Source organism: Catenuloplanes sp. NPDC051500, from assembly GCF_044454585.1.
GTDB lineage: Bacteria > Actinomycetota > Actinomycetes > Mycobacteriales > Micromonosporaceae > Catenuloplanes.
This window is the reverse complement of record NZ_JBITDX010000004.1, coordinates 1-12,143: the sequence shown is the minus strand read 5'-3', so window position 1 is coordinate 12,143 and position 12,143 is coordinate 1. Positions and strand designations below refer to the sequence as shown.

Below are 12,143 nucleotides of genomic sequence, written 5' to 3'. Positions count from 1 at the left end.
ACTGGTACAGCAGGTCAGCGACGGCGGCGCGCGGCGGGGGCGCCGACATACTCGGCTAGGTGCCTGCCGGTGAGCGTGGTGCGGGACTTCACCAGGTCGGCCGGGGTGCCCTCGAAGACGAGGGTGCCGCCGTCGTGACCGGCGCCCGGACCGAGGTCGATGATCCAGTCGGCGTGGGCCATCACCGCCTGGTGGTGTTCGATCACGATGACCGACTTGCCGGCGTCGACCAGGCGGTCGAGCAGGCCGAGCAGCTGCTCCACGTCCGCGAGGTGCAGGCCTGCGGTGGGCTCGTCCAGCACGTAGATGCCGCCCTTGTCGGACATGTGGGTGGCGAGCTTGAGGCGCTGGCGTTCGCCGCCGGAGAGCGTGGTGAGTGGCTGGCCGAGCGTGAGGTAGCCGAGCCCGACGTCGGCGAGCCGGGCCAGGATCGTGTGTGCGGCAGGCGTGCGGGCCTCTCCCTCGCCGAAGAACTCCACAGCTGTGGCGACCGGCATCGCCAGCACCTCGCTGATGTCGCGGCCGCCGAAGCGGTACTCCAGGACCGACGCCTGGAAGCGCTTGCCCTCGCACTCCTCGCAGACGGTGGCCACGCCGGCCATCATGGCGAGATCGGTGAAGATCACGCCGTTGCCGTTGCAGGTGGGGCAGGCGCCCTCGGAGTTCGCGCTGAACAGCGCCGGCTTGACGCCGTTGGCCTTGGCGAACGCCTTGCGGATCGGTTCCAGCAGGCCGGTGTAGGTGGCCGGGTTGCTGCGCCGGGAGCCGCGGATCGCGCCCTGGTCGATCGCGATCACGCCGTCCCGGGTGGCGACCGAGCCGTGGATCAGCGAGCTCTTGCCGGAGCCGGCCACGCCTGTGACAACTGTCAGCACGCCGAGCGGCACGTCCACGTCCACGCCGCGCAGGTTGTGCAGGTCCGCGCCGCGGATCTGCAGAACGTCCGTGTAGCCGCGCACCGAGTCCTTCAGCGCGGCCCGGTCGTCGAAGTGCCGGCCGGTCACCGTGTCGCTGGCGCGCAGGCCGTCGACGGTGCCCTCGAAGCAGACCTCGCCGCCGCCGGTGCCTGCACCGGGCCCGAGGTCGACGATGTGGTCCGCGATCGCGATCGTCTCCGGCTTGTGCTCCACCACGAGCACCGTGTTGCCCTTGTCGCGCAGCCGGAGCAGCAGGTCGTTCATCCGCTGGATGTCGTGCGGGTGCAGGCCGGTGGTGGGCTCGTCGAAGACGTAGGTGACGTCGGTGAGCGACGAGCCGAGGTGCCTGATCATCTTGACCCGCTGCGCCTCGCCGCCGGAGAGCGTGCCGGCCGGCCGCTCAAGCGACAGGTAGCCGAGGCCGATCTCGGTGAACGAGTCGAGCGTGTGCCGCAGCGTGGCGAGCAGCGGAGCGACAGACGGCTCGTCGAGCGTCGCGACCCACGCGGCGAGGTCGGAGATCTGCATGGCGCACGCGTCCGCGATGCTGATCCCCTTGATCTTGGAGGACCGGGCGCCCTCGCTGAGCCGCGTCCCGCCGCACTCCGGGCAGGTCTGGAACGTGACCGCGCGCTCCACGAACGCCCGGATGTGCGGCTGCATCGCCTCCACGTCCTTGGACAGGTAGGACTTCTGGATCGACGGGATCAGGCCGGTGTAGGTCAGGTTGATGCCGTCGACCTTGATCTTCGTCGGCTCCTTGTAGAGCAGGTCGTGCAGCTCCTTCTTGGTGTACTTCTTGATCGGCTTGTCCATATCGAAATAGCCGCTGCCGGCGAAGATCCGGCCGTACCACCCCTCCATGCTGTAGCCGGGGATGGTTAGCGCGCCCTCGCCGAGGGACTTCGTGTCGTCGTACAGCGCACCGAGATCGATGTCGTTGACCGAGCCCCGGCCCTCACACCGCACACACATGCCGCCGGTACGGCTGAACGTCGCCTTCGCCGCCCGGGTCGCCGCACCCCGCTCGACGGTGATCGCGCCACTGCCGCTTGCCGACGCGGTGTTGAACGAGAACGCGCCGGGCGGCCCGATGTACGGCTTCCCGAGCCGGCTGAACAGGATCCGGAGCAGTGCGTTCGCGTCGGTGGCGGTGCCGACCGTGGACCGCGGGTCCGCACCCATCCGCTGCTGGTCCACGATGATCGCGGTGGTCAGGCCGTCCAGCACGTCCACGTCCGGGCGGGCGAGCGTGGGCATGAAGCCCTGCACGAACGCGCTGTACGTCTCGTTGATCATGCGCTGCGACTCGGCCGCGATCGTGCTGAACACAAGCGAGCTCTTGCCCGACCCGGACACGCCGGTGAACACGGTGAGCCGCCGTTTCGGCAGCTCGACGCTGATGTCCTTCAGGTTGTTCTCCCGGGCGCCGTGCACCCGGATCAGGTCGTGGCTGTCGGCGACGTGAGCCATGGATCCCCCGTTGTAGACGTCAGGCCTGCTGGATGCGGATCAGGTTGCCTGCGGGGTCGCGCACCGCGCAGTCACGTACCCCGTATGGCTGGTCGGTCGGCTCCTGGACGATGTCCGCGTCCGCGGCCTGCAGCCGGTCGAACGTGCCGGCCAGGTCCTTCGTGGCAAGCAGGATGCCGGCGTAGGTGCCCTTCGCCATCATCTCGGTGATGGTGCGGCGCTCCCCGTCCGTGATGCCCGGGTCGACGGCCGGCGGGTGCAGCACGATCGAGGTGGTGGGCTGGCCGGGCGGGCCGACAGTCAGCCACCGCATGCCGCCGAACCCGACGTCGTTGCGAAGTTCGAAGCCGAGCAGGTCGCGGTAGAAGCCGAGCGCCGCCTCCGGATCGTCCTGCGGCAGGAAGCTGGCGTTGATCGAGATGTCCATGCCGTTCACACTAGGTGCGGCGCGTTGACCTGGGCTTCTTGATTCCTGACCGGTCTGGTGACCGCCTTCGCCACGCACGAGGGAAGATCGGTGCGGACCGCCTCGCGCCGGTAGACGCTCGGTGACACGCCGACCAGCTCGGTGAACCTGGTGCTGAACGTGCCGAGTGAGGAACAGCCGACCGTGAAGCAGACCTCGGTGACGCTGAGGTCGCCACGCCGCAGCAACGCCATCGCCCGCTCGATCCGCCTGGTCATCAGGTACGAGTACGGCGACTCGCCGTAGGCGGCCTTGAACTGCCGGCTGAGGTGACCGGCGGACATGTTGACGCCGCGGGCCAGCGCCTCCACGTCGAGTGGCTCCGCGAACTCCCGGTCCATCCGGTCACGGACGCGGCGCAGCAGCCGCAGGTCGCGCAGATGAGGCTCCACCTGCGCGATGATGCCACAGGTTCAGGCGAACCAGAGCGCGATCCGGTGATCCTCGTCCGTGACATAGTGCGGGTGCCCGTCGATCTCGGCCAGGCCCTCGACGTTGCGGAACGGCGCCAGCTCCATCACCACGCTGCCCTTGGTCTCGGTCTCCCCGGACGCGAACGAGAACCGCACGTGCCGGCACTCCACACCGCCGCCGTGCGGATGGTCGTCAAGCAGAATCGACCCCTTGTTGAGCGCGTCGATCGAGCCGATCACCGCGTCGAAGGTGCCGTCCGGCCGCGCCGTGATCGCCCGGAAGCCGGTGAGCGTGCCGGGTGGTGTGACGCCGGTGAGCACCGATGCGCCGACCACCTCCGGCCAGGTCCGCACGTCGTTGTCGAACATCGCCTCGACGCCGTCGATCTCCAGCAGGATCGGTTCGCCGCCAGTGGTGACCGGGAAGCGCAGCCCGAGCAGCAGCGTGCCGGACGGGGTGAACGCGGCCGCCTCCACGTTCACCGGGTGGTCCCCGGGCGCGAGCCGCTGCGTCCAGCCCTTCCGGCGGGCGGTGCCGCGCCGGGTGGTCTCCACGATGAACCGCTCCTGCGCCAGCGAGCCGGACGGCAGCGTGTCGATCCCGTGCTGACGCAACGCGTCGTTGAACACCCGGTGCAGCCGGAACTGGTTGCGGACGATGTGTATCGGCACCGGGCCGCGGGCGGCGTCGTCCTCGCGGAACCTGGAGAAGAACGCACGCCGGGGCCGCAGCGGGCCGGCCTTGGAGCCGAAGTGCGAGCCGATCGCGTACACCCAGCCGTCCTTGTAGGCCAGCGCCTCGCCGTCCTCGGTGCGCCCCGCCTCGCGGCCGGGCCGCGTGCTCAGGTGGTGCGCGAACCAGTGGCCGGGGTTGTCGTCCTTCTCCAGCAGCAGCGCCAGGCACTCCTCGACCGGCCCCTCGTCCAGGACGGTCCAGAAGCCGCGGCGCGCGCCATGAGCGGCAAGCAGAGCCTCGGAGTGTACGGGCAGCAGGTCACTTGCCTCATTGCCCGCGACGACCAGTTCCACTGATGTCAGATGGTCCACCGACACAGCGTAGGAGGTAAGAGCCAGGGCCGGGAGCTTGTCGGACACCCCCGGCCCTGATCGAACTGTCACACGAGCGTGTGCTCGCCCCGCTGCTTGAGCTCGTCGACGAGCTGCTTGACGTCCTGCGCGCGGTCACGCGGGCAGACCAGCACCGCGTCGTCCGTGTCGACCACGATCAGGTCGCGGACGCCGAGCGCGGCCACCAGGCGGCCGGAGTGCGGCACCACGACCAGGCCGCTTGAGTCCTTGATCAGCACCTTCGGCTTGTCGGCCGAGTCGCCGCCGAGCACCATGTTGCCTGACGCGTCGGAGGTGAGCACCTCACCGAGCGTGTGGAAGTCGCCGACGTCGTTCCAGCCGAAGTCGCCGGAGACGGTGGCGACCTGGCCGGCCGCGGCCGCGCCCTCCATCACCGCGTAGTCGACGGAGATCTTCGGCAGCGTCGGCCACACCTCACCGAGCACCTCCTCCTGCTCCGGGGTGTCCCAGGCGGCGGCGATCCGGGAGATGCCGGACGCGAGCTGCGGCTGCTGCCGGGTCAGCTCCGCGAGGAAGACGTCGACGCGCCACACGAACATGCCGGCGTTCCACCGGTAGCGGCCGGAGGCGACGTAGGACTCGGCCACCTCGAAGGACGGCTTCTCCTTGAACTCCTCGACGCGCAGCTGCGGGCCGCCGTCGATCGCCTCGCCGCACTGGAGGTAGCCGTAGCCGGTCTCCGGGTGCGTCGGGTTGATGCCGACGGTCATCAGCAGACCGGCCTCGGCGCCCTTGATCGCGTCCTTCAGGACCTCGATGTACGCCGGGCCGTCCGCGATCAGGTGGTCGGCCGCGAAGGAGCCCATCACGGCCTCCGGGTCGCGGCGCGCGATCAGCGCCGCGGCAAGCGCGATCGCGGCGCACGAGTCACGCGGGGACGGCTCGACCAGGATGTTGTCCGCGGGCAGGTCGGCCAGCTGCCGAGCCACCGCGGCGGCGTGCGACACGCCGGTCACCACGAGTGTCCGCTCCGCCGGGGCCAGCGGTGCCAGACGGGCCACGGTGGCCTGCAGCAACGAGTCGTCGGTGCCGGTCAACGGGTGGAGGAACTTGGGGTGACCAGCGCGGGACAACGGCCACAGACGCGTGCCGCTCCCACCTGCCGGGATGACGGTGTAGAACATGGCCGCCATCATGCCCGGTCACGGTGAGCACCCGAAGGCGGTACGCATATACAGAAGGTAACGATAAGTAACCGCCTCAGGCGGCTGCCCGCGTCCACGCGGCGACGTGCACGTCCGCGCTTGACTCCCAGGTGAACTCCTTCGCCCGGTCGAAACCGGCCTTCGCAAGCGCGTTCCGCCGGGGCTCGTCGTCGAGCAGCGAGCCCAGGTCCGCCGCGATCTGGGCGGGCGCCTCACTTGTGTAGGCCACCGCGTCGCCGCCGACCTCCGGAAGCGAGAGCCGGGGCGTGGTGAGCACCGGGGCGGCGCACGCCATCGCCTCCAGGATCGGCAGGCCGAAACCCTCGCCATAGGACGGGTACGCCGCGACCAGCGCACCGCCCAGGAAGCCGGGCAGGTCACCGAAGCGCAGGTGGCCGGGGCGGAGCACGCGCAGGTGCGGCGGCACCTCGGCCACAGCCCGGTCGATGTCGTCGTCGTGGCCCTGACCACCCGCGATGACAAGCGCCGGCGGCTCGTCCCGCTCCGACACCGCGCGCACCCAGCCACGAATCAGGTTCGGCACGTTCTTCCGGGGCTCCTTGGCGCCGAGGAACGCGATGTACTTCGTGCCGCCGAGGCCGAGCCGGGCACGCACCCGCGCCTTCTCCTCCTCGGTCGGCGCGTGGAACGCGGTGTGGTCGACGCCGTGGTAGGCCACGTCGATCGTGGTCGGATCCGCGTCCAGCAGGCGGATCAGCTCGTCGCGCGTGGCCTTGCTCGGCACGATCACCCGGTTCGCCCGGCGCAGCGAGGTCTTGATCGCGCTGCGGAAGAACGTGCGCTTCGACTTGTCGTAGTGCTCCGGCTCGGTGAAGAACGTGGCGTCGTGGACGGTCACAGTCACCGGGCAGGCGGCGCGCAGCGGGCAGGTGTAGAACGGCGCATGCAACACCTTCGCCCCGACCTGCTGGGCGAGCATCGGCAGGCCGGTCTGCTCCCAGGCGAGCCGGGCCGGGCGATGCGCGACCGCGGCCGGGGCGGCGAGGATCTCGGCGCCGGGAAGCATCCGGGCGTACCGCTCGGTGTCGGTGCGCAGCGCCACGACGGCCAGGTCGACGGCGCTGCCGACCATGCCACCGAGCGCGCCGAGCAGACCGTCCACGTATCTGCCGACCCCGCCACGATCGGCGGGGACGCTGGTGGCGTCGACGAGAACGCGGGGCGGATGACCGGCGGTCACAGGGCAACTCCTCGATCGGTCAGCGGTACAAACGGTGCGTCATGCGGTGCGGCGGCCCCGCGCGAACGGGCGGCGGCGGGGGCGGCGACTGGCGCAAGCCTACGCCGATCCGGTTCAGCGGCGATGTCCACGACGCGACCGTAGAGGGTCTTTCCACCCACCGTTTACACGGCATTAGCGGATCTTCCGCCGACCCTCATCACCCCGAGCAAACCCGGTCACGCTCCGTACATCTTCACGGTCTTCCGAAACGGAAAACGGCAGGTCGTGCGGCCCTGACCTGGACCGGTTCAATGGCAGGTGGCAATTTCGCACATAACGCACATCAACCTTGCGTGGCCCGTCGCGCGGCGAGTTGCTCGAACGCGGCAAGCGACTCCGGGTTCGCAAGCGCGCCCTTCGCCGCCGCCTCGACGGCCGGCGTCCCGCCGAGAATCCGCTTCACCGGCACCTCGAGCTTCTTCCCGGACAGCGTGCGCGGCACCGCGGCGACCTGATGGATCTCGTCCGGCACGTGCCGCGGCGACAACCCCTCCCGCAGCGCCCGCCGGATCTTCTCAAGATCAAGATCCTTCGCGGGTACGACGAAGAGCAGCAGATCGTCCGTCTCCTCCAGATGCACGACAAGTGAGTCAGCGACCTCGTCCAGGCCCTCCACCACCGAGTAGAACTCCGCGGTGCCGAGCCGCACGCCGCCCCGGTTCAGCGTGGCGTCGGACCGGCCGGTGATCACGCAGCTCCCGTCCTCCGCATCGATCGTGATCCAGTCCCCGTGCCGCCACACGCCCGGGAACACGTCGAAGTAGGCCTCCCGGTACCGGCTGCCGTCCTCGTCGCCCCAGAACCCGACAGGCATGCTCGGCATCGGCGCGGTGATCACCAGCTCGCCGAGACGGTCCCGCACCGGCTTCCCGTCCGGGTCGAACGCCTCCACGCTCGCCCCGAGCGCCCGGCAGGAGATCTTTCCGGCGCGTACCGGCAGCAGCGGCGAGCCACCCACGAACCCGGTGCACACGTCCGTACCGCCGGAGAGCGAGTCCAGTCGCAGGTTCTCTCCCACGGCCCGGTAGACCCAGTCGAAGCCCTCGGCCGGCAGCGGCGCACCCGTCGACCCGATCCCGCGGATCCTCGACAGGTCCGCCACGTCCGCCGGCACCAGCCCGGCCTTGCGGCAGGCCATCAGAAACGGCGCTGACGTGCCGAAATAGGTCGTCCCGGTCTCCTCGGCAAGCCGCCACATCGCGCCCAGGTCCGGATGCGCCGGGCTGCCGTCGAAGAGCACGATCGAGGCGCCCACGGCCGGGCCGGAGACCAGGAAGTTCCACATCATCCAGCCGGTCGTGGTGAACCACAGGAACCGGTCGCCCGGCCCGAGATCGTGGTGCAGCGCCAGCATCTTCACGTGCTCCAGCAGGATGCCGCCGTGCCCGTGCACGATCGGCTTCGGCAGCCCGGTGGTGCCGGACGAGTAGAGCACGTAGAGCGGGTGATCGAACGGCACCGGATCGAAGGTGAGCGGCTCGTCCGTCGGCGCCGCCAACTCCGCCCAGGTCTCGTTGCCGTCGCCGTCACCCAGATAGGGGATCGTCACCGTGTGGGTGAGTGACGGGAGCGCGGCCCGGATCTCCGCGACCTCGGCACGCCGGTCCACCGGTTTGTCGCCGTAGCGGTAACCGTCCACCGCGACCAGCACCGTCGGGGCGATCTGCCGCCAGCGGTCGATCACGCTGCGGACGCCGAACTCCGGCGCACAGGACGAGAAGACCGCACCCAGACTCGCGGTGGCCAGCAGCAGGACCAGCGTCTCCGGGATGTTCGGGGCGTAGGCCACCACCCGGTCGCCCTGTTGAACGCCGCGGGCACGCAGCCCTACCCGTACCCTCGCGACCTGGTCTTTGAGCTCTTGAAGTGTCAGGTCCTGGGGCGATCGGGTCTGGCCGCGCGCCAGCACGATCGGCTCGCCCGGGGTCGCGCCCGGTGCGCGGAGCACGTGCTCCGCATAGTTGAGAGTCGCTCCCGGGAACCAGCGCGCGCCCGGCATCGCAGGCCCCTCCAGCACCCGCTCGGGTGGCGTGTCCGCGCGGATCTCGAAGTAGTCCCAGATCGACCGCCAGAACGCCGCCGGATCAGTGACCGACCATTCCCAGAGCGTGCCGTAGTCCGCTTCGTCCCGCTTCAACCAGCGAAGATAGGCCCCGATCCGGCTCCGGTCGCGGACGTCGGCGGGCGGTGACCACAACGGCGTGCTCATACCTTGAATACTGCCCTAACAATCGTTAAGGGGTAAGTAGGCTTTCACCCTGCTCCCGGAGATGACCGGAAAGCCGGAAAACGGTACGGTGCGCGCTATGCGACACATCTGGAGTCTGATAGCCGGGTTGGTGGCTGCGCCACTCACCTGGCTGCTGCTCGCCACCGGCCAGGCGTCGTCGTCTGCCGTGATCGCCGGCTGGGTGGCGGCCGGCCGCGGGTGGGACACCCACGACCTGATCGAACCGGCGGCCTTCCTGGTGGTCGCCGCCGTGCTCATCGGCCTGGTCGCCACCCTCCGCATCTCCCCGGTCGGGCCGATCGTGGCCGGCCTGCTGCTGCTCTCCGGCTATGTGGCCACGTTCATCGACCCGCTCGCAGTCCGCTCCTCGATCCCCAACGACTGGGTGATCCTGGACTGGGCGGTGCCGCTGCACACGCCACTCGACAACGGGACGCTGGCACTGGTGGGTCTGATGCTGCTGATGGCGGCGTTCAGCGTGCAGCGGTGGCGGGCCTGGCCGGTCGCGGTCGTGGCAGCGGCCTCGGACGCGCCGGCCGACCCGGATGAGGCAGACGACGTGGACGGCTCCGGTGACGCGGACCGGTCCGTCGACGCGGAGGCGCACGCCGAGCCGGAGCCGGACGAACGGCCGCGGAACCTCCATGCCGTGTCGGCGCTGGAGGAGGACACGCAGGAGCTGACGTTGGTGTCTCCGCCACCGCCGGCGCAGCGGGTCACGCCGGTCTCGGCCGCGCCGCCGCGGACCGCTACCCCGCCCCAGGCCGCCGCTCCGTCTCGTGCCGCTGGGCCATCTCGTGCCGCTGGGCCGCGGAAGCCGTCCGTGCCGGTGACGCTGGCCAGCGTGGCCGTGCCCGGGCCGGTCGTGGAGAGCCCGGCCACCAAGCGTGCCGCCGCGCCACAGCAGTCCCAGCCGACTGCACCGAAGCCCGCGCCCGCCCCGGCCCCCGCCGATCCCGGTCGCCGCCCGGCACCCGCCCGGCCCGCACCGGCCGACCCGGCCGGTCCCGCCCCGGAGGAGCCGCCGGTGCCGTCCGCGCGCCGGCCGGAGTCACCGTGGTCCGAGCCGCCGACCGGATCGGGCAACAGGACCAAGGCGAACGGCTAGCCGGCTCACGTCATCTACACATCAAGGCCTCTCGAATCGTCGGATTCGAGAGGCCTTGATGGTTTCCGGATGCGCCCTTTTCAATGCGTCAACGGGCCCATCTCGGTGCTTCGGCCCACCGTCAGCAGCCGCGACGCTGACATCGCGCGAAAGGCGCGCCCGGAGGGAAAGTGCGGCCCGATCTAGCGCTTCCGAAGCAGCAGCTTCCTGGCGGGATTCTCGACGCCGGCATGCAGCAGCCAGGACACGCCCAGCGCCACACCGAACGACAGCATGGTCAGCAGCGAACCCCGGACGATGTCCAGCTGCGGGTGGTAGCCGAAGACCATCTCCAGCGCCCGGATCACCAGCAGATGCACGAGGTAGAACGCGAAGGACAGTTCGCCCAGCTTGACGAGGACCGGGCGCGCCCAGATCAGCCGCCGGCCGTGCAGGTCACACACCGCCGCGGCCACCAGGACCAGCGCGAATCCGGCCGCGGTGAAGGCCGGCGGGTGCAGAACCTTGACCTGTTCCGCGATGGCCAGGTATCCCACCACGGTCACCAGCACGGCGGCGATGCCGAGCGGCCTGGCGTACCGGGCCAGTCGCTCGTGATTGAGCCAGACCAGGCGGGCCAGCGCGATGCCGAGCAGGAACTCCGGGTAACGCCCGAACGGCGTCCAGTGCCAGAACCACAGCACGTCCGCCTCCGCCGCGAGACGCAGCGACAGCGTCGGCGCCACCATCGTGATGATCAGCGACGCCCCGGCCAGCAACAGCGCGCCACCGGTCCGCAGCCGGACGATCAGGCCGGAGATCAGCGGGAACGTGAAGTAGAAGAAGGCCTCGCAGGCCAACGTCCAGCTGACCGTGTTCAAGCTCTGGTAGAACACGGGATCCTGCACCCAGTTGTGCGTCAGCGTCAGGTTCGCCAGCGCCGCCAGCGGGGTGGGCACCTCCTGCGGCTTCCACACCCAGAGGAACCCGAACGCGAGAATCGCCGTCGCCAGATGCAGCGGATAAACCCGGGCGAACCGCCGCCACCAGAACCGGCCCGGCGGCGTCCGCGGCGACGACCACATCAGCACGAACCCGGACAGGATAAAGAAGAAGGACACTCCCACGGAGCCGTCCGCGAAGACCAGTTCCAGGGCATCGCGGGTACGGCCGGGAGCGAAATACTGCACCTTGTGCAGGTGGTAGCCGAAGACGAAGAACGCCGCCATCCACCGCAACCCGGTCAGCGACGGCAGGTTCGTCCGGGGCCCTACCGCCGCGGTCTGCTGCTCCGCCGGAGCGTCGTTGCGCGGCCGTACCGCCACCGCGGGCAGCTCGGTTGTAGCCGCGTCGGCCCGCCCGTCACGCGGCCCCGGCACCTGCGGCAGGTCGGCCCGCGGCCCGGTCGCCGTCATCGGCCCGACGCCTCGGCGACACCGATCCCGGAGATCATCAACCGGTCCTCGGCGTGAGTGGCCGCCACCCCGAAAGCCGTACTGGCCAGCAGTTCGGAAGCTTCTCCGGCGTCGATGATCTCAAGCACGGCGTAAGATACCCCACCCCCACTCACCGCCGGAAGTCACAATCCCCGCCACCTTGCGGCACGGCCATCGGCAGGGATGCATCGAGCCCCCGCACGACGATGTCGAGCCACCGCCGAGCCCGTGGAGTAGGTACGGCGCATGTCTAGGTTGGCGATGCCGCCGTCATCCGTCTTGGTTCCGCCACGATAAGGACTTCCGAGAATGCCTCATCGCGAATGTGATGACTTTCGTCGACAAGGGCTATCAGGGCGCTGGCGGCACCGTCCGGACGCCGTTCAATCGGCACTGCCACCGGCCGAAGCTGTCACGCCAGCAGATGGCCGTCAGCCGCACCCTCGCGGAGATCCGGCCTGCGGAGCACGCGATCGCCACACTCAGACCTGGAAGTTCCTGGCCAAGCTGCCTGCCGCCCACGCCGGTCGACCGCGATCGTGCAGACAATGAGGTGATCTCAGCAGGGTTTGGGTAGGTATTTGTATTCATGGTGGGTCAGGTGGAGTGCGGCGGCGACGATGTTGCCGATTCGGCGTGGGCTT

The 12,143-nt window shown here is 69.8% G+C and carries 10 protein-coding genes and 1 pseudogene; 2 read left to right on the top strand and 9 right to left on the bottom strand.

What is annotated here, in order from left to right; translation table 11 throughout:
- Positions 1–14: 14 nt before the first annotated feature.
- The 7 genes from ACIA8K_RS09345 to ACIA8K_RS09315 all read right to left on the bottom strand — a co-directional run bounded on the left by ACIA8K_RS09345 (position 15) and on the right by ACIA8K_RS09315 (position 8,955).
- Positions 15–2,390: an ATP-binding cassette domain-containing protein gene (locus ACIA8K_RS09345; protein WP_396056755.1), complete on the bottom strand. Its 2,376-nt coding sequence runs from the start codon at positions 2,388–2,390 to the stop codon at positions 15–17.
- A gap of 19 nt (positions 2,391–2,409) precedes the next feature.
- Positions 2,410–2,817 (bottom strand): VOC family protein, encoded by a 408-nt coding sequence (locus ACIA8K_RS09340; protein WP_396056753.1) that lies wholly within the window; start codon positions 2,815–2,817, stop codon positions 2,410–2,412.
- A gap of 5 nt (positions 2,818–2,822) precedes the next feature.
- Positions 2,823–3,197, bottom strand: a complete 375-nt coding sequence (locus ACIA8K_RS09335) for a helix-turn-helix transcriptional regulator (protein WP_396057615.1) — start codon at positions 3,195–3,197, stop codon at positions 2,823–2,825.
- Positions 3,198–3,269: 72 nt separating this feature from the next.
- A complete protein-coding gene (locus tag ACIA8K_RS09330; protein ID WP_396057613.1) occupies positions 3,270–4,307 on the bottom strand; it encodes a hypothetical protein in 1,038 nt (345 codons plus the stop codon).
- A 77-nt stretch (positions 4,308–4,384) separates the two neighbouring features.
- Complete coding sequence (locus ACIA8K_RS09325) at positions 4,385–5,482, bottom strand: mannose-1-phosphate guanylyltransferase (RefSeq protein WP_396056751.1); 1,098 nt, start codon at positions 5,480–5,482, stop codon at positions 4,385–4,387.
- A 76-nt stretch (positions 5,483–5,558) separates the two neighbouring features.
- Positions 5,559–6,704 carry a glycosyltransferase family 4 protein gene (locus ACIA8K_RS09320; RefSeq protein WP_396056749.1) on the bottom strand — a complete coding sequence of 382 codons (1,146 nt, stop codon included), beginning with the start codon at positions 6,702–6,704 and terminating at the stop codon, positions 5,559–5,561.
- 325 nt (positions 6,705–7,029) lie between these two features.
- Positions 7,030–8,955, bottom strand: a complete 1,926-nt coding sequence (locus ACIA8K_RS09315; RefSeq protein ID WP_396056747.1) for an acetoacetate--CoA ligase — start codon at positions 8,953–8,955, stop codon at positions 7,030–7,032.
- Between the two features lie 97 nt (positions 8,956–9,052).
- On the opposite strand from ACIA8K_RS09315, the gene ACIA8K_RS09310 reads away from it, so the two are divergent.
- Positions 9,053–10,084, top strand: a complete 1,032-nt coding sequence (locus ACIA8K_RS09310) for a hypothetical protein (protein ID WP_396056745.1) — start codon at positions 9,053–9,055, stop codon at positions 10,082–10,084.
- A gap of 182 nt (positions 10,085–10,266) precedes the next feature.
- Here the strand turns inward: ACIA8K_RS09310 and ACIA8K_RS09305 are convergent, their stop codons facing one another.
- Together ACIA8K_RS09305 and ACIA8K_RS09300 are read right to left on the bottom strand one after the other, a co-directional pair.
- Positions 10,267–11,478, bottom strand: a complete 1,212-nt coding sequence (locus ACIA8K_RS09305) for an acyltransferase family protein (protein WP_396056743.1) — start codon at positions 11,476–11,478, stop codon at positions 10,267–10,269.
- A complete protein-coding gene (locus ACIA8K_RS09300) occupies positions 11,475–11,606 on the bottom strand; it encodes a hypothetical protein (protein ID WP_396056742.1) in 132 nt (43 codons plus the stop codon). Before ACIA8K_RS09300 ends, ACIA8K_RS09305 begins: the two co-directional genes overlap by 4 nt.
- Before the next feature lie 212 nt (positions 11,607–11,818).
- Here ACIA8K_RS09300 and ACIA8K_RS09295 point away from each other — a divergent pair.
- Positions 11,819–12,056, top strand: a pseudogene (locus ACIA8K_RS09295) (IS5/IS1182 family transposase); the annotation flags it as partial.
- Positions 12,057–12,143 lie beyond the last annotated feature (87 nt).